Here is a 17,990-nt window from a genome sequence, read left to right on the forward strand (position 1 = left end):
AAATGCCTTTACCTAATGCCGACCAGTTCGTTGGTCAAAATGTGACTGAATCGGGCTTTAAGCAAGCCCAAACTCAACTGATTCAATTTCTAGGTGATGAAGTTCCAACTAATGAAAAATTAGTTAATACCTTTGCCACAAAAGCAATTGCTGATTCTAAAACCACCTTAATGCCAATTGATTACAAGATAACTGTGACCAGTGATCCCGATGAAACAAAGAATGGTGATTACACGTGGAACGGTACGGAATTAGTTAAAAGTCCTTATGATCCTGTTGATAAATCGAGACAATTTACAAGTGAAGAAGTAGGTAAAGTTTCTGCAGATGTTAAGGAGAAATTTGAAAAAATTAAACTTTCTACCAGTAGTGAATCCACTTCTGTTATTCCAGTCTTGGTTGATAAAGATAATAAGACTTTAATTGGTTATGACACAGAGAAAGACCAGATTGCCGCAGGGAGATTGCAAGAGCAGGTTTTAGAAAATTTACCTAACTTAAAAAAATCGGAAGACATTGGGAAAATTGCTGTTCTAACAGACTCAACGCACAAAATCTTGATTGGTTATGATACGGAGAAAGACCAAGCGATCATAGCGGGGCTAGAGTTACCAAATCAAAGACCTCTCGTGAAGGCCGTTAATCACATTCTGTTTTATGGTCAATCTCTATCAGTCGGAGCAACAGCAACCACGATTCTAAGTACATCGCAGCCTTATTTTAATGTGACATTCGACACGGGCCCACGCAAAGACTCAGCTGCAAATTCAGTCATTCCACTGATTGAGCAATTTAATAATCCAAGTTCAGATGGCTATGATAATCGCGGTGAGACTTGTTGCTCTGGTGCAGCAAATTACGCAAGTCGAGCAATGATGCTAGAGAATGGTATTGATCCAAAGGACCATGTAATTTTTGCATCTACCGCAGGACATGGGGGGTATCGCATCGATCAGCTTGAAAAAGGTACGGACTGGTATAACTTTTTTATCGAGCATGTGTCCGAAGCAAAGCGTCTAAATGGCGAAGATTACAAAGTACAAGTCGTGTGCTGGGTGCAAGGTGAAAATGATGCAGTAAGTTCAGTACAAACAAGTTATGAAGTTTATCGACAAAAACTTTTAAAACTTCAGTCAGATGCCAGTGCAGATATTAAAGCGATTACTGGTCAAACGGATGAAGTGAAATTTATTACTTATCAAATGTCGTATGCAGCAAGAACGTGGGAAAAACAAGCGCTTGTTCAACTGCATCTTTGTCAGCAATCAGATAAGTTTTTGATGGCTACGCCGATGTATCACATGCCGTATGCCATTGACAATATTCACCTTACAAATGTTGGTTACAAGTGGCTCAGTGCTTATTTCGGGCGCGCATATAAACAATTGGTTGTTGATAACCGAAAGCCTGATTTTATCAATCCCAAAGTAGCTCAACTAATCGGTGATGAAATTCATATCAACTTTGACGTGCCGAAGGTCCCTCTTGTACTTGATACAACAACTTTAGCTTTAACGACAGATCATGGATTTAAAGTTCTTGTTGATGGAGACGCAACAACAATTGTGAGTGTTACAGTTCAAGACGATAAAGTTGTTCTTAAATTATCTGAGCCGCCAACGGGGGTGGTCAAGGTTCGATATGCATTGGACCATCTTGGGGCTGGCATCAGTCTAACTGGTGGAGCATCTGGAAATCTCAGGGACTCTACTGCAGATGAAATTTTAATTGATGGAGTGTTAAAGCCACTTTATCACGTATGCCCGCATTTTGAATTGACTGCATTTATAGATAAAGGAATTTAATCAATGAGTTTTTTATTTTTTAAGACAAAAGATTTCTCAAGCGCCCATTCATTGCCTCAACTTAAAGATGTTTCAGATTTAATTCCGCAATATGAGAATAATGCATATGGTCACTGGTTGTTTGGAGGAGGTCCTTCTTCATTGGTAGATGTTGTAAATGGAAGAATATTGACGCTTCAAAATGGGGCAACAGTTCAGCCAGTATATGGCGATAAAACAATTACGCTATCCACAGCCATCGGCAATGCGCTTTTGACAGATTTGGTTGATTCTTCTGCACAGAGTATGACTTTATGTTCAGTAGTAAAGTGTAGTACAACGTCTCTGGCCATTTTACTGGGCAATCTAGTTCCGAGTTCATCTACATTAAGTAGCGGTCTAGCTGCTTTTGCATCGGCAGGGAAGGGGTATCTGACTGTTAAGCCTGCTACTGCAGGTGGACCAGGGGGTATTTCATCTTTAACGCCTCCATCATCAATTGTACAGACATCCAACTTTTTTATTGCAACAAGCGTTGATAAGAATACAAAAAAAGGAATCATCTATCTTCAACAATTAGGCGTTGAGTCTAGTAATGAATCGTCATATACCGCTGTTAGCTATGAATCTTCAGCTAATAAAATCGGTATAGGAAACGTGGCTTATACAGGCTCTAGTAATACAGCTACTTATTCTGAAGCAATCATTTTTGATAACGCTTTAACTTTGGCTGAGATTCAAAATGTAGCATTACGCTCTAAAGATCGTATGGCGAATAGGAATATAAGTTTTTAAATGAAAAATTTAGAAGCAGTTAAAGAAGCTCTTACATGGCTCGGCACACCTTATCACCATCAAGGGCGTGTTAAGGGAGTTGGTGTGGACTGTGGTACTTTGATCTGTGAAGTCTATGAAAAAGTTGGACTCATGGACCATTTAGACCCGCGGCCATATCCACCTGACTGGCACTTACACCAGATGGGACAGCGTTATTTAGAACTCATTTTAGGTGTATGTGATCCAGTGGAAGGGCCACCGCAACCGGGCGACATTGTTTTATATCATTTTGGCAAATGCATCAGTCATGGTGCAATTGTTATCGAATGGCCACAGGTCATTCATAGTTACCTCCATCAGGGAGTCATTATCCAAGATGGAACAAAAGGAAGTTTAGCCCGGCGAATTGCCGGGTTTTTTCGTATGAAGAGGCTTAAATAAATGGGTGGATTATTTGGTAGTACTACAATTAGTACAACGGATACCCGTATTAACTCTATGCGGATCCAGCAGTCAGCTTATGGGCTTTGCCAGCCATTGGTTTATGGTAAAACCCGTGTTGCGGCTAATATGTTTTGGTATGGAGATTTTACAGCTACACCTCATACAACAGTTCAAAAGTCTGGTGGTAAGGGTGGGGGTACAAAAACCAGTAATACCACCTTTAGTTATAGCGCCTCTCTCATGCTCGGTTTATGTGAAAACCAGATTAAAAAGATTGGCCTGATTTGGGTAGACAAAGAGCAATATGTACCTAAACAAGAAGGATCTATTATTTTAGATCCCATCGACCAGTTAAAATTTGAATTATTCGATGGAAATAATAATCCGCCGTGGGGATGGTTAGTATCAAAGCATCCAGAACAGGCAATTAACTATCCGTATTTGGGGTATGTAGCTGTAGCTAATTATGAGATGGGTAATAGCGCCAGCCTTTCAAATCATAATTTTGAAGTGATCAGTACTATCACGCTATCTGACACAATTGATGATGCTAACCCGGCAGATGTTATTGAAGATTTTATTACTCATCCACGTCATGGTGCGGCCCCAAATCTTAACATTGCAGATCTGGAAGAGTTTAGAACCTATTGCCGGGCAGCTAATCTCTTGATTAGCCCTGCATTCACAGAGCAACGCCCAGCTTATGAAACTATCAATGAGATTGTCGAGGCGGTTAACTGTGCTGTGGTACCAAGCCCAGATGGCTTAAAGATCCGTTCTTTTGGGGACTCTGCAATAACGGGTAACGGTGTTACCTTTACACCTGATCTCACACCGGTTTACCACTTAACTGATGATGACTTTATTGGCGATGATGAGCCTGTACGTGTGCGCCGTAGTCGTGACACAGATGCCTATAATCATGTGCAGATTGAATATATTAATCGCTATAACCAGTACAACACCGAAACAACAGAAGCCAAGGACCAAGCAAATATTGAAATGTTTGGCTTGCGTACCGAGGACCCCGTGGAATGTCATTATTTCTGTGAGCCAAAAATAGCTCGCCATGCTGCACAACTTCGCTTACAACGACTGCTATATGTTCGCAATGAGTATGAATTTGATTTGGGATGGAAGTACTGCCGATTAGAGCCAATGGACATTCTTACGTTGACTGAATCGGGATTGGGGCTTGATAAATTCCCTGTTCGTATTACACGTATAGAGGAAGATGAAAGCGGCATGTTAACCGTTACTGCAGAAGAATTATCTATCGGTTCAAGGTCTGCCATTGAGTATGACTCTCAAGTGTCAAATGGTTATCAGGGCGGAAATGAAGAGCCGGGTAATGTGAATGCACCATCTATATTTGAGCCACCGCTGGATCTTACGGATGGCAAGAATCAAGTTTGGGTTGCTGTCTCGGGCGGGGCTAATTGGGGTGGATGTAATGTTTGGGTGAGCCTTGATAATACGACATATGAAATGATTGGCACAATTTATGGATCGGCACGTTATGGGCAGCTTGTTACAACAATTGATGCAGATGATACGACATTACAAGTTGAGCTAAATACAGCAAGCCAGATCTTCAGCGGAACATTAGAAGATGCTCAAGCTGACCAAACACTTTGTAAAGTGGGGGATGAGTATTTTAATTATCAGGTAGCCACCTTAAACGGATCTGGTCTTTATACCTTAAGTGATGTTTTACGTGGACGTTTTGATGATGCACAAAGCCACAACGCTGGTGAGCCATTTGTTCGTTTGGATAAAGCTATATTCAAATATCCGTACAATGAGGGTCTAGTAGAAAAACAAATCTTTTTAAAGTTCACAAGCTTTAATGGTTTGGAACGTAAGGAGCAAACCTTAGATGAGGTTACGGCGTATAGCTATACTCTAAGTGGCGGCCGTCCAGCAGGTGTTAAAGGTCTTTCCCTCCAATCACCGTTTGTTGGTACCACTTTCAAGGTTCAATGGCAAAGCTCAACTGGTGCAGATGGCTATCGTGTTCAGGTCTGGTCTAATGGGACAATGATTCGTCAAGTTGATACAACTAATACGGATTATAGTTATTCGATCGAAGAAGCCAAACAAGACGGTTTAGGCCGAGCTTATACAATTCGAGTGGCCAGCAAGAACGGCGACCAAGTTAGTACCTATGCTGAGTTAAGTATAAGTAATCCGGTACCGCCAGTACTTCTCAATGTTTATACAGCTGCTACTGTAGATTCGATTACTGTGAATTGGATACCTAGTGAAGTTCCGGATCTAAAAGACTATGCAGTATGGTTAAGTCCAACCTCTAATTTTGACCCAACTCAAATGCCACCTTCATGGACTGGTACAGAAACCACAACAACTTTTGGAGGACTTCAACCAACTACCCCTTATTACATTCGTGTTGCTGCACGTGATGTGTGGGAAAACACAGTCTGGAACTACACAAATCAGATTACTCAGAGTACTTCTGAAGCTTAAATTTAATTAATTTATAGCACCCATGCGGGTGCTTTTTTATTGCCTAATTCTGGAGTAAAAGGCATGGAACCAGTTTCTACAAGCGGTTTAACAGCAATTTTAAAATTTTATGGTGCAGCAATTATGGTGACTTTAGCGGTCGCTTTAGTTGCAGCAGTTGTATTGATGACACGTATGCCGCGCTCACCTCAAGAGTGGGCTGTAGGCTTGATCTGTACGGTTGTATCAAGTCTTGCTGGCGGCTCATTCATTATTGTGAAGTGGGGGCTTCATGAATGGGTTACTGATGTATGGGGGATGATTGCTCTAGGTGGGTTCTTCTTTGTTTGTGGTTTACCCGGTTGGGCTTTGGTCCGTTGGATTTTTAATTTCATAGATAAACAGGAAGGGAAAACGATTGTTGAAGTGATTAAAGAATTTAAGAAAGCCAGAAAAGATATCGAAAACAGTTAATGCCGCCTTCGGGCGGTTTTTTATTATCTAAGGAAACTGAAATGAATATTGAACAATATCTTGATGAGTTGATTAAGCGCGAAGGCGGGTATGTAAATAATCCTGCGGATCGAGGAGGGGCAACAAAGTACGGCATTACTGAAGCAGTAGCACGTACAAATGGTTTTAAGGGCAACATGAAAGATTTACCGCTTGATGTGGCCAAAGCCATTTATAAAAAGCAGTACTGGACAGCTCCGCGATTCGATCAAGTAAATACAATCAGCTCGGCAGTGGCTGAAGAGCTTTTAGATACTGGTGTGAATTGTGGTACTGGATTTGCAAAGCCACTTTTACAACGTTCTTTGAACTTGCTTAACAACCAAGGTAAAGCTGGTTTTCCTGATCTTGTTATTGATGGTGTTTATGGCTCTGAAACGCTGAGAGCTCTAAAAACATATTTGGCCAAACGTGGAAAAGATGGAGAGAAAGTCTTGGTACGAGTACTTAATATCATGCAAGGCCAGCGTTACATCGAAATCTGTGAACGTAATCCTAGCCAAGAGCAATTCTTCTACGGCTGGATTGCTAATCGAGTGGTGATCTAAATGAATCAATCAGAAACAGTAACTGAGCTTACGCCATATTTAGAATATTGGAGCAGCGGCATCTATATGTTTAAGTGCCCTGGTTGTAAATATTTGCATCCATTCCATGTTAAAGAGGGTGCACATCACAATGGCAGTACTTGGGATTTTAACGGAGATATAGATAGTCCAACATTTACACCTTCTTTACTTGTTAATGATCATTACCCTGCAAGCCGCTGTCATTTGTTTTTGACCGGCGGAAAGATTCAATTTTTATCCGACTGTCATCATGAATTGGCTGGGCAAACAGTCGACATGATACCAATCGATATTTAAGCTTTTACAGCTATGTATTCTATTAACATGATGTGTAGTTAATAGAATACATCCATTTTTATAATAGTGAGTTGTAATTGTGAATTTTTATGCCTTTATAAGTTCAATTAACTTATTGGAAAGATTTTCATAACTTTCTTTATAATTTGATATTTTCTTAGGATATGGGTTGAGGCTTTCTTGACAGTTGATTCTAAAAAAAGATACTGATCCAAAATCGCTTTGCCCAGTAGAGTTGAATTCTCGGATATCTTTTAAATACATTGTATGAAAATGGACTGTTTGCTTTTTAAGTAATTCATACGATTCTTTATAACACTTAAAAAAATCCGTTATTTCTTCTCTTAGAATAACCTGCTGTAGATGCTTTATATTTTGTGAAGTAATTTCCATTAGGTTTATATCTATAATGCATGGTTCTATTGTTGTTTTGATAATAGTAGTACCTTGTTGACTAGCCAAAACGATATCTTCAAGTTCATTTATATTAGGTATTAAATTGAAGTGACAATTTTCTAAAGAACTAAGAGCTTTCATTAAAAAATCTTTTTCTATATTTTTATTATATTCAACTTTCCAATTTTCATATATTACTAATGCTATATAAGCAGCTGCTAATGTTGTAATCCCACCAAAAAAACTAGCTGTCAAGGAAAAGGATTCTTTAACTGCCCCACCTAAATTATTAATATCCTTAATCATTAATGAGTAAATAAAACCAAAAAGAATAATTGAAATTACACAACAAACTAAAAAAACTGTTTGCACATGGTCTTTAATTTTCATAGATTTTCTGCAATTAAAATATATTGTAAGTTTATAAAAAATATTCAATTTTTAATAGTTAGTAATTCTTCCCATCTGAACGGATTTCTACTCAACTTATCTCTCGACATCGACCAAGTTCGACCCGGCACATAACATGGACCAACACCGAGCTTTTTCTTTCCGAATTTTGTGTGCACGTTATCTAGTGTTTTCATCAATTGTTCTTTCTTTTCTATTACTTCAAAATCTGTGAGCAGGTCATAGGTATGGCCTGCCTTAGGTTCTAAGCCTGTTAATATGACACCGCATTTTTTATACTTGATGCCTTCTTTAAAGATTTCTGACACCATTTTTACTGCTGCTCTTACGAAATCTGTTGAGCAATCTGTGGGTTCAGAAAATGCGCCAGTAATAGACTTATTATAAAATGGCGCACTTTCATCAAATGGGCTTGATTGAACAAATACAAGTAGACAACCACATAGTGACTCTTCATCACGCAACCGTTTACATGCTTCTTGTGCATGCATTGCTATAGCTTCTTTCAAATCATCTAGCTCAGTTACTTTTGCCCCAAAGGAACATGATTTAATAATTTGTTTTTTTGATGCTGGGGTGTCTTCAATCTCAATACATGAGATGCCTTGTAGTTCATTAATTGTACGAGCCATGACGATAGAAAACTGCCGCTGCATTTCACGTGCCTCAGTACAAGCTAGATCCAATACTGATTTGACCCCCATAGAATACAACTTCTTTGCATGCTTACGACCAACGCCCCAGACTTCACTCACATCTATTTGAGCAAAGTAGTATTCTTTATTGCACGGATCCATATTCACTAAATCACAAACGCTGTTAAAGCCAGGATTTTTCTTTGCAATGTGATTTGCGATCTTTGCTTCTGTTTTACTTCTGCCGATTCCGACACAAACAGGCAGGCCTAACCACTTCCAGATTTGTTGGCGCATCTCTTGGCCAACCTTCTCTAAATCAAAGTTCTTTTCATAAGCTGAGAAATCAATAAAGCACTCATCAATCGAGTACGGTTCAACTTCTTCTGCAGTTACGTAAGAGGCAAGGATCGTATGAAAGCGCCGTGACATTTCTGCATACATTGCGTAGTTGCTTGAAAGTACGAGCACCTTATGTTGCTGAACAATATCTATAATTTGAAAAAGTGGCACACCCATTTTTATATTTAAGGATTTTGCCTCGTTGCTACGCGCCACAGCGCACCCATCGTTATTTGACAAAACAATAACTGGTCTATCATTCAAAGACGGGTCAAAGACTCGCTCACATGAAACGTACATGTTATTTACATCGATGAGAAAAAATACTTTGTTCTCATGTTTCATGACTTAATGCCGTGTCATTTTAATGATATGAGTGACAACGCCCCAGATAATCAGTTCTTGGCCGTCCGCTAAATAAATATTTTTATATTCAGGATTTTCTGCTTTAAGCCATTGGCCTTTTTCATCGATCATTAAACGTTTAACTGTGAATTCATTGTCAATTAGTGCAATAACGATATCGCCGTGCTTTGCATCAAGACTACGATCCACAATCAATTCATCATCAATATCTATACCCGCATTGAGCATTGATAGTGATGCAACTTTGACAATAAACGTTGAAGTTGCGTTTTTGATTAAGTGCTCATTCATATCGAGCGCTTTATCGACATAATCTTGTGCTGGAGAGGGGAAGCCAGCGGAAATCTTTTCTAAAGCATAAGGGACAAGCATGTGAGTTGATGGTACAACTAGCTTGATAGACATAACCTCAGATAAAACAAAACTTTTTTGAAGGAATGGCTTTATCTTGATAATGGAAGGTGCAATTTCGCTCATAAGTTTCCCCTAGCTTGATTTTGTAACATATTCAAGATGATATTCTAGAGATGAGCTTAAATTCAAATTTAAAAAGCTGTGGATAAACAAATAGAAGTCAAAAATTGACGCAGTATCTGGCGCATTTGGTCGGAAATTCTGCAATTCTAAAAGGGTAAACCCTAATTATTGGTTAGAGACTTTAATTTATCCAACCACTTTGCATATGCTTCTGTTTGCTGAGGTAAATATTCATAATAATCATAAGTACCTTGTTCACCTGACATTACATGGCCAATCATGAGTTGTGCTACATCACGCGATGTAAAAGCACTGAAATTAGTACGTGCTGTTCTTCTTAGGTCATGAAGAGACCAATGCTTCATATGATAGTCATGATGTCTTCTGAGTCGCTCCATTAAGTAACCAGGTAATGAATTAGAGGATCCATGACTCATAGGTGTTTCTTCACTATCATTCGTTAAGAAATACTCACATGAGCTATATTCAAAAGCTTCAACAATTAATGCCTCCATTTCAGGCAAAATAGGGCGAATGATTTCACGACCAGTTTTCTTACCAGTCTTGTTGTTAATCACCGGTACAATCCAGACCTTTCTATTTAAATCAAAATCTGTCTTTTTAGCTTTTCTAAGCTCACCATTACGGCAGCCAAACATTAAACATAGTTTTAAGAAAATTTTGTTTTTAGGCAAAATATTTGATTCTTCAATAGCCATCAAAACCATCTTAATTTCTTCATCAGAAAGAAATCTTGTTCCTCTGTTTCGCTCTATACCTAGATCTTCCTTAGCATAGATATCAGATAGAACATTTACTTCAAGTAGTTGTCTTTTTTTGGCCCACTTCAGAACCTGTTTTGCATTCGTTAATACGCGATCTGCAATTGAAGGCACATCATCCGCCAACTCTTCAAGTAAGGCCAACCATTGCTGTAAAGTAATGCGATCAACTGGTAAATCGCCAACTTCAGGAATTACATGCTGCTCAAAGGTATTCCTAATTTGCTGGGCAGAAGTTTTCTTCTTCAGGCAATAACTTTCATACCAGTCATTAAAAACTTCTTCAAATGTGCTGGCATCAATGTATTTTTGCTGCTGTACACGAACCTCAACTTTAGGATTCATTCCTTTATCTAAAAGTGACCGCATTTCGCCAGCTTTCATGCGTGCATCTTTGAGTGACATATGAGGGTAGGTGCCCAGATCTAAGCGTTCGGCTTTTCCAGCAAAACGGTACCGAAGCTGAAAAACAATTTTCCCTTTAGGTGAGATCCTGACACTCATTGAGTCCCGATCTGCTATTTCTTCAACTTTATCACGTGCCTTGCCGTTATTAGCTTTCAGCCACACTTCAGTTAAAGCCATAGTCCACCTGTGTACATATTTTTAGTCAATTAAGAGATAAGTGCGAATATGTACACGTATGTGTACATAATTGATGAGGCTTATTCTGTCCTAAAATGTCTTAGTGTGTCTATATTAAAAATGGGGGAAATATTGAGAAATAAGGCTTTTATTGTAGTTTTTGTCTTAGTGTGTCTTGGAGTGGCTAAATGGCATTAATTCTTTTGAACGATTAATGCCATAGTTGTTCCATATAAGCCATGACCCTGAGAGGCTTGTCAGGGTCAGTTACACAAAAAGTGAAGTCTTATTTTTGTTCAAGCCAAGCAGGTAATGCTGCCATAACTTGTCCAAACTTCTCGTTAAGTGGCGCGCCACCTTGTGCTAAGTCAGGTTTACCACCACCTTTACCACCTAACTCGGTCGCTAAATGTTTGATGATGTCACCTGCTTTTAGATTTGCAGTGTATTGCGACGCGACTGATGCAATCAGGCTGACTTTGTCACCCTCTACACCTGCTAACACAATCACTGCGTTCTCTAATTTTGATTTTACACTGTCATGTAAGTTGCGAAGCGCTTTGGCATCAACACCCTGAACAGTAGTAATAAGCGTTTGACGACCAGCAATAGTTTGAACTTGGTCAATCAAATCAGCCGCTTGGAAGTTTGCCAATTTTTGGTTGAGTTGTTCAATCTGCTTTTGTAATGCAGAAACCAATTCTACATTGGCTTGTACACGCTCAACCGTTTGGTCTTTCTGTGCTTTTAATAAGCTATTAATGTGCTGGATATCATGATCAGCTTTTTGTACTACTTCTAATGCTTTAGTACCAGTCACTGCTTCAATACGACGTACGCCTGCAGCTACGCCACCTTCAGAAGTGATTTTGAATAAACCAATATCACCTGTACGTTTTACGTGAATACCACCACAAAGTTCGATTGAGAAGTTTTTCTCGTCAATGACTGAGCCCATAGAGAGTACACGAACTTCATCACCGTATTTTTCACCGAACAACATCATTGCGCCTTTTGCTTTCGCAGTTTCAATGTCGAGTAGTTCAGTTGTTACAGCAGTATTTGCAATGATTTCAGCATTTACGAGACGTTCAACTTGTTGTAGTTGTTCAAATGACACAGGTTGGTCATTTGCAAAGTCAAAACGTAAGATATCACTTGCAACCAAAGAGCCTTTTTGTTGTACATGTGAACCTAAAATTTGACGAAGGGCAGCATGCAACAAGTGAGTTGCTGAGTGGTTACGCGCAGTAGCTTCACGAATGTCTGCTTTAACAATCGCTTCTACATTTTGACTGGTTTTAAGGTTACCAACAGTCACAATACCTTGATGAACAAAGGCGCCACCAGACTTTTTCGTATCCTGAACTTCAAAAATACCTGTTTCGTTTTTGAAGATACCAGTATCACCAATCTGACCACCGCTTTCAGCATAGAAAGGAGTTTGGTTTAAAACGATAAGTGCTTCGTCGCCTTCAGAAACTTCATCAACTTGTACGCCATCTTTATAGATCGCTACAATCTGGCCTTGACCGGTTGTGTTGGTATAACCGTCGAATTGAGTTTCGCCTTCAACTTTTACAATGTTGTTATAGTCAACAGCAAATTTACCAGCATCACGCGCACGTTGACGCTGTGCAGCCATTTCAACTTCAAAACCTGCTTCATCAATAATAAAGCCACGTTCACGTGCAATATCAGCAGTTAAATCTGTTGGGAAACCGTAAGTGTCGTAAAGTTTAAATACAGTCGCACCCGGAATAGTTTTATCTTTTAACTGAGCAAGTTCACCTTCAAGAAGTTTTAAACCTTGCTCTAAGGTTTTAGCAAACTGTTCTTCTTCACGAATTAAGGTTGCTTCAATGACTTCACGGCGAGCTTCTAACTCAGGATAAGCCTGTCCCATCACTTCAATTAATGGTTGCAACATTTTGTAGAAGAACGTACCTGTTGCGCCAAGCTTGTTACCGTGACGGACAGCACGGCGGATAATACGACGTAATACATAACCACGTCCTTCATTACTTGGGTTTACACCATCAGCAATTAAGAAGCAGCAAGAACGTGCATGGTCTGCAACTACACGTAAAGAAGGCTGACCTTCATCTTCAATACCAATGATGTTTGCAGCAGCTTTTAATAAGTGTTGGAACAGGTCAATGTCATAGTTTGAATTAACATGTTGCAATACGGCAGAAATACGCTCTAAGCCCATACCGGTATCTACAGATGGAGCAGGGAGTGGGTGAAGTACGCCATCAGCAGTACGGTTAAACTGCATGAAAACGTTGTTCCAGATTTCAATGAAACGGTCACCGTCTTCTTCAGGTGAACCAGGTAAACCACCCCAAATGTGTTCACCGTGGTCGAAGAAAATTTCTGAACATGGACCGCAAGGACCTGTATCACCCATTGCCCAGAAGTTATCTGATGCGTATTTTTCGCCTTTGTTATCACCAATACGGATAATACGTTCTGGTGCTAGGCCGATTTCTTTATTCCAGATGTCATAAGCTTCGTCATCAGTATGGTAAACCGTGACATAAAGTTTATCTTTTGGTAAAGCAAGCCATTGTTCGCTAGTTAAAAATTCCCATGCGAACTTGAGAGCATCACGTTTGAAATAGTCACCAAATGAGAAGTTACCCAACATTTCAAAGAATGTATGGTGACGAGCTGTATAACCAACATTATCTAAATCGTTATGTTTACCACCTGCACGTACACATTTTTGTGATGTTGTTGCACGTACATAATCACGTTTTTCAAGACCTAAAAAACAGTCTTTAAACTGGTTCATCCCAGCATTTGTAAATAATAAAGTTGGGTCGTTGGCAGGAACAAGAGAACTCGATGCAACACGTGTATGCCCTTGCGTTTCAAAGTAGCGCAAAAATGCTTCACGAATTTCAGCAGATGTCATTAAACGAGTACTCACAACCAAGTCACTCCATATTTTCGAATTTGGCTAAAAGCATCACCACAAGTTTATTTGTTCACAAAACTCGCATGTGATACGGGGCTTATTTTTAAAAAACGCTAAATTGTAACGGAAAAACCCCACCGAACCAACGATTTTAGAGGGAATATCTTACAAAACTGTGATTTGGCTAAAAATCTATATTCAATTAGCCATGACGTGTTTTACTATATGCCTTCTTTCGCTTCTCGATTTGTAGATAAGGATAGGTCATGCAACGTATCGCCATTAATGGGTTTGGCCGGATTGGACGTAATGTTTTACGTGCCTGGTTTGAGAGCCCGAAACAATTTCATTTTGAAATCGTGGCGATTAACGATATAGCAGATGTACATACACTGGTACATTTATTCAAATATGACTCAACGCATGGTCGTTTTAATGGCAAAGTTGATATCACCATTGAAAATGAAAAGATTTATTTAAATATTCAATCTAACCAGAGACTCTTAAAGGTTGAAGTTTTGCAGCAAAAACAGCCGGAACTTTTACCATGGGCAAGTTTAAAAATTGATGTTGTACTTGAGTGTACAGGTTTATTCCGCTCCCATGCTGATGCTACCCGCCATTTAGAAGCAGGGGCTAAAAGGGTCATTATTGGCGCTGCGCCTTTTGATCATGTTGATGCTGCAATTGTTTATGGTGTTAACCATGCTGATGTGAAAGCGACTGATCAGATTATATCGAGTGTGTCATGTACGACACAGGCTTTAGTTCCACTGGTTAAAATCATTGATGATGCATTTGGCATAGAAACAGCGCTTATGACCGAAATTCATGCGGTAACAGCAGATCAGTCGGTGCTTGATCATGCGCATCGTGATTTGCGTCGTGCTCGAGCTTCTGGGCAAAACATTATCCCGACTACTTCTAGTGCGCTCGGTGCTTTAAAGCGTGTAATGCCAAAAATGGAAAATCGTATTGATGGTTACTCAATTCGGGTACCTACTATTAATGTAGCGGCAATTGATTTAACGTTTATCGCGCAATCTCCAATTACGGTTCATCATATTAATGAATTGCTAATTAAAGCATCTCAAACAGATTATGCAGAAATTATGGCTGTAACAGATGAACCATTAGTTTCAAGTGATTTTAATCATTCGCCTTATTCACTTATTGTTGATTTAACTCAGACCATGGTTGTTGGACATCAAGCCAAAGTATTTGCTTGGTATGATAATGAATGGGGCTATGCAAATCGTTTATTGGATTTATGCGATTCTTTCAAAAGTTAAATTTGGTTAATTGGAAACCGGGTGATAGTTCAGTTATTGCCCCATTCTTTGGTCTAAGAACTTTTATTGATAATAGAAGTCAAAAACAATAAGTCTTTGAATATTATTTTTAATTCATAGAGTCTACTTTTTGACTTTAGAGTTTATTAAGAAAGATTTATGCAAATTGTCAGGTGCATGGCACAAAGTATCATGCTACACTAAGAGAAATCGGGTGTGTTCCCGATTTTTTTATGTGGGGTCGTTCCACGTTGATCAGATTTTAGGCTTGAAATATGACCATTTCAGAGACATGGTTGCTGCCTGACGGGGTAGCAGATGTATTGCCGGAACAGGCGCAAGTCATTGAAAAACTTCGCCGTGAAGCTATAGATTTCCTCGCAGTACGAGGTTATCAACTGGTATATACACCATTTATCGAATACATCGAATCGTTGTCTTCATTATCAGAATCAAATCAAGACCTGGATTTAGTAACTTTTAAGGTGATTGACCAGCTTTCAGGCCGTTTACTCGGTATCCGTGCTGATATGACACCGCAAGTTGCACGTATTGATGCACATGTAAGACCTGTTGAAGGTGTTGCACGTTACTGTTACGCAGGGACTGTATTACATACAAAACCACAAAATTTCAATGCGACTCGCGCACCTTTACAATTAGGCGCAGAGTTATATGGGCATGATAGTATTGAAGCTGATGTCGAAATGGTCGACGTGATGCTTGGTTTGATTGAAAATGCCTATACTTTGCAAGGCGCACATTTAGACTTAGGGCATGTAGGCCTATTTCGTAGCTTAGTAAAATATGCGGGTCTTTCTAAAAATGAAGAGCATGAGTTATCTGATCTTTATCAAAGAAAAGCATTGCCTGAGTTAGCTGAATTTACCCAAAATTTAAATATGGGTTCAGATTTCTATGCACTTGGCCGTTATGCAAGTGATTTAGATGCCTTACAAGCGCATTTAAGTGCAGATATTTTAAAAGATGCTGAATTTGATGCTGCATTAAATGCACTTAAAACCACTCTCGAACAGATTAAAAACCGTTGGCCAGCACTTAATGTTGGAATTGACGTGGTTGAACTTCGCAGTTACCACTACCACACTGGTTTGATGTATGCAGTTTATGCACCAAATCGTGCCGCACCTTTAGCGCAAGGTGGCCGTTATGATGGTATTGGGGAACACTTCGGTCGTGCACGTCCGGCTACCGGTTTTAGTTGTGATTTATATGCTTTAGGTGCGAACCAGTTTGCCGAAATCGAAACTGTAGTGGCACCTAAAGGTACAGAAGCTGATTTACTTAAAGCAATTGCGAATGCGCGTTCAGAGGGTTTACGTGTAGTTCAATTGTTAGGTAATGATGATTTAAGTTCTATTCCTTATGCAACACATCAATTGGTATTGCAAAACGGACAATGGAATATTGAAAAGATTTAAACGCCAGCAGTAAGTTTTTTACTGATGGTTTCCAATTTTAACAGCATGATGTAATGAGGCTATTATGGGCAAAAATGTTGTGGTACTTGGTACCCAATGGGGCGACGAAGGTAAAGGTAAAATCGTCGACCTGCTCACAGATCAGGCGGCTGCGGTAGTACGTTATCAAGGCGGACATAACGCAGGTCATACTCTTGTCGTAGGTGGTAAAAAGACTGTATTACACCTCATTCCATCAGGCATTTTACGTGAAAACGTATTGTGCTTAATTGGCAATGGCGTGGTGCTTTCACCAGCAGCATTAATTGAAGAAATGGGAATTTTGGAAGCTGAGGGTGTTCCGGTTAAGGAGCGTCTACGCATTTCTCCAAACTGTCCACTTATTTTGCCTAACCACATTGCTCTTGATCAGGCACGTGAGAAGAAACGTGGTAACGCTAAAATCGGTACTACAGGTCGTGGTATCGGTCCTGCGTACGAAGATAAAGTTGCGCGCCGTGCAGTGCGTGTTGCTGACCTAGTTCGTGGTGGTGCAGCGTTAGAAGAAAAACTAGCCGAAATGCTAGAGTTACATAACTTCCAATTGACTCAGTTCTACGGTGTAGAAGCGGTTAAATTTGAAGACGTATTGGCTCTTTGCAACCAATGGCGTGAAGTTCTTGCTCCATTAGTGATTGACGTAACTAAAGTATTACATGACTACCGCAAAGAAAGTAAGGCTGTAATGTTTGAAGGCGCTCAAGGTTCACTTCTAGACATCGACCACGGTACTTATCCGTATGTTACCAGCTCAAATACAACTGCTGGTGGTGTAAGTTCTGGTTCAGGTATGGGTCCTTTACATCTTGATTATGTATTAGGTATTACGAAAGCTTATACAACACGTGTAGGTGCTGGTCCGTTCCCAACTGAATTGGTTTACGATGCTGCGAGTGATTCTGGTGACCCAATTGGTAAACATTTGGGTACTGTAGGTCATGAGTTCGGTGCTTCTACTGGTCGTCAACGTCGTTGTGGTTGGTTTGATGCTGAAATCTTACGCCGTTCTGTAGATGTAAACTCACTTTCAGGTATTTGCTTAACTAAACTTGACGTTTTAGATGGTTTAGAAGAAGTGAAAATCTGTGTGGGTTATGAAAATACAGATTCAGGTTGTGTAGGTTCTTCTGATGCGGTTTCTTTCGAATGCTTGAAACCAATTTATGAAACTATGCCAGGTTGGAGCGAGTCAACTGTTGGTTTAACGAGCATTGACCAATTACCTGCAAATGCTTTGGCTTATGTAAAACGTATTGAACAATTAATCGAATGTCCGATTGATATCGTTTCAACTGGTCCAGACCGTGCAGAAACAATCATTTTACGTCATCCATTCTCTGCGTAATTCGCAAAGATAAAAATAGCCTCCTAAAAGGGGGCTTTTTTATACCCTACTAAAGTGCAGTTTTGGTTTGGTTCGATTCAGATTAAAACATGATATATAGAT

15 protein-coding genes are annotated in these 17,990 nt (G+C 39.6%); 10 read left to right on the forward strand and 5 right to left on the reverse strand.

What is annotated here, in order from left to right; translation table 11 throughout:
• Nucleotides 1-2: 2 nt before the first annotated feature.
• From GO593_RS12840 to GO593_RS12870, 7 genes are all read left to right on the forward strand, one after another.
• Nucleotides 3-1,805, forward strand: coding sequence for a sialate O-acetylesterase (locus GO593_RS12840; RefSeq protein WP_001130838.1), 1,803 nt, complete (start codon nt 3-5; stop codon nt 1,803-1,805).
• A 3-nt stretch (nt 1,806-1,808) separates the two neighbouring features.
• Entirely contained in the window at nt 1,809-2,579 is a 771-nt protein-coding gene (locus GO593_RS12845; RefSeq protein ID WP_000008889.1) for a hypothetical protein, read from the forward strand.
• Complete coding sequence (locus GO593_RS12850; RefSeq protein ID WP_000792723.1) at nt 2,580-3,002, forward strand: C40 family peptidase; 423 nt, start codon at nt 2,580-2,582, stop codon at nt 3,000-3,002.
• On the forward strand, nt 3,003-5,492 hold the full coding sequence (locus GO593_RS12855; protein ID WP_000509186.1) for a phage tail protein: 2,490 nt from the start codon (nt 3,003-3,005) through the stop codon (nt 5,490-5,492).
• A gap of 63 nt (nt 5,493-5,555) precedes the next feature.
• Nucleotides 5,556-5,945, forward strand: coding sequence for a hypothetical protein (locus tag GO593_RS12860; protein ID WP_000433918.1), 390 nt, complete (start codon nt 5,556-5,558; stop codon nt 5,943-5,945).
• Between the two features lie 41 nt (nt 5,946-5,986).
• Nucleotides 5,987-6,532 carry a glycoside hydrolase family 108 protein gene (locus tag GO593_RS12865; protein ID WP_001984959.1) on the forward strand — a complete coding sequence of 182 codons (546 nt, stop codon included), beginning with the start codon at nt 5,987-5,989 and terminating at the stop codon, nt 6,530-6,532.
• Nucleotides 6,533-6,850 (forward strand): DUF6527 family protein, encoded by a 318-nt coding sequence (locus GO593_RS12870; RefSeq protein WP_001076408.1) that lies wholly within the window; start codon nt 6,533-6,535, stop codon nt 6,848-6,850. It abuts the gene before it with no gap.
• 87 nt (nt 6,851-6,937) lie between these two features.
• Here the strand turns inward: GO593_RS12870 and GO593_RS12875 are convergent, their stop codons facing one another.
• The 5 genes from GO593_RS12875 to alaS form a co-directional block, all read right to left on the reverse strand.
• Nucleotides 6,938-7,636, reverse strand: coding sequence for a hypothetical protein (locus tag GO593_RS12875; protein WP_000692787.1), 699 nt, complete (start codon nt 7,634-7,636; stop codon nt 6,938-6,940).
• 44 nt (nt 7,637-7,680) lie between these two features.
• A complete protein-coding gene (locus GO593_RS12880) occupies nt 7,681-8,979 on the reverse strand; it encodes a Y-family DNA polymerase (RefSeq protein WP_000679991.1) in 1,299 nt (432 codons plus the stop codon).
• Between the two features lie 3 nt (nt 8,980-8,982).
• Nucleotides 8,983-9,477 (reverse strand): LexA family protein, encoded by a 495-nt coding sequence (locus tag GO593_RS12885; protein WP_001289322.1) that lies wholly within the window; start codon nt 9,475-9,477, stop codon nt 8,983-8,985.
• Nucleotides 9,478-9,638: 161 nt separating this feature from the next.
• Nucleotides 9,639-10,844 (reverse strand): tyrosine-type recombinase/integrase, encoded by a 1,206-nt coding sequence (locus GO593_RS12890; RefSeq protein WP_001229158.1) that lies wholly within the window; start codon nt 10,842-10,844, stop codon nt 9,639-9,641.
• Nucleotides 10,845-11,130: 286 nt separating this feature from the next.
• Nucleotides 11,131-13,767 (reverse strand): alanine--tRNA ligase, encoded by a 2,637-nt coding sequence (gene alaS / locus GO593_RS12895; RefSeq protein ID WP_000199456.1) that lies wholly within the window; start codon nt 13,765-13,767, stop codon nt 11,131-11,133.
• Between the two features lie 269 nt (nt 13,768-14,036).
• Here alaS and gap point away from each other — a divergent pair, with 269 nt between their 5' ends.
• The 3 genes from gap (at nt 14,037) to GO593_RS12910 (ending at nt 17,888) form a co-directional block, all read left to right on the forward strand.
• A complete protein-coding gene (gene gap, locus GO593_RS12900; RefSeq protein WP_001188826.1) occupies nt 14,037-15,062 on the forward strand; it encodes a type I glyceraldehyde-3-phosphate dehydrogenase in 1,026 nt (341 codons plus the stop codon).
• Nucleotides 15,063-15,337: 275 nt separating this feature from the next.
• The gene (locus GO593_RS12905) at nt 15,338-16,504 is read left to right on the forward strand and encodes an ATP phosphoribosyltransferase regulatory subunit (protein WP_000155680.1); all 1,167 of its coding nucleotides are present in this window, start codon (nt 15,338-15,340) and stop codon (nt 16,502-16,504) included.
• 64 nt (nt 16,505-16,568) lie between these two features.
• Nucleotides 16,569-17,888: an adenylosuccinate synthase gene (locus GO593_RS12910; protein ID WP_000517793.1), complete on the forward strand. Its 1,320-nt coding sequence runs from the start codon at nt 16,569-16,571 to the stop codon at nt 17,886-17,888.
• Nucleotides 17,889-17,990 lie beyond the last annotated feature (102 nt).

Origin of the sequence: Acinetobacter baumannii, from assembly GCF_009759685.1 — a bacterium.
GTDB classification, from domain to species: Bacteria; Pseudomonadota; Gammaproteobacteria; order Pseudomonadales; family Moraxellaceae; genus Acinetobacter; species Acinetobacter baumannii.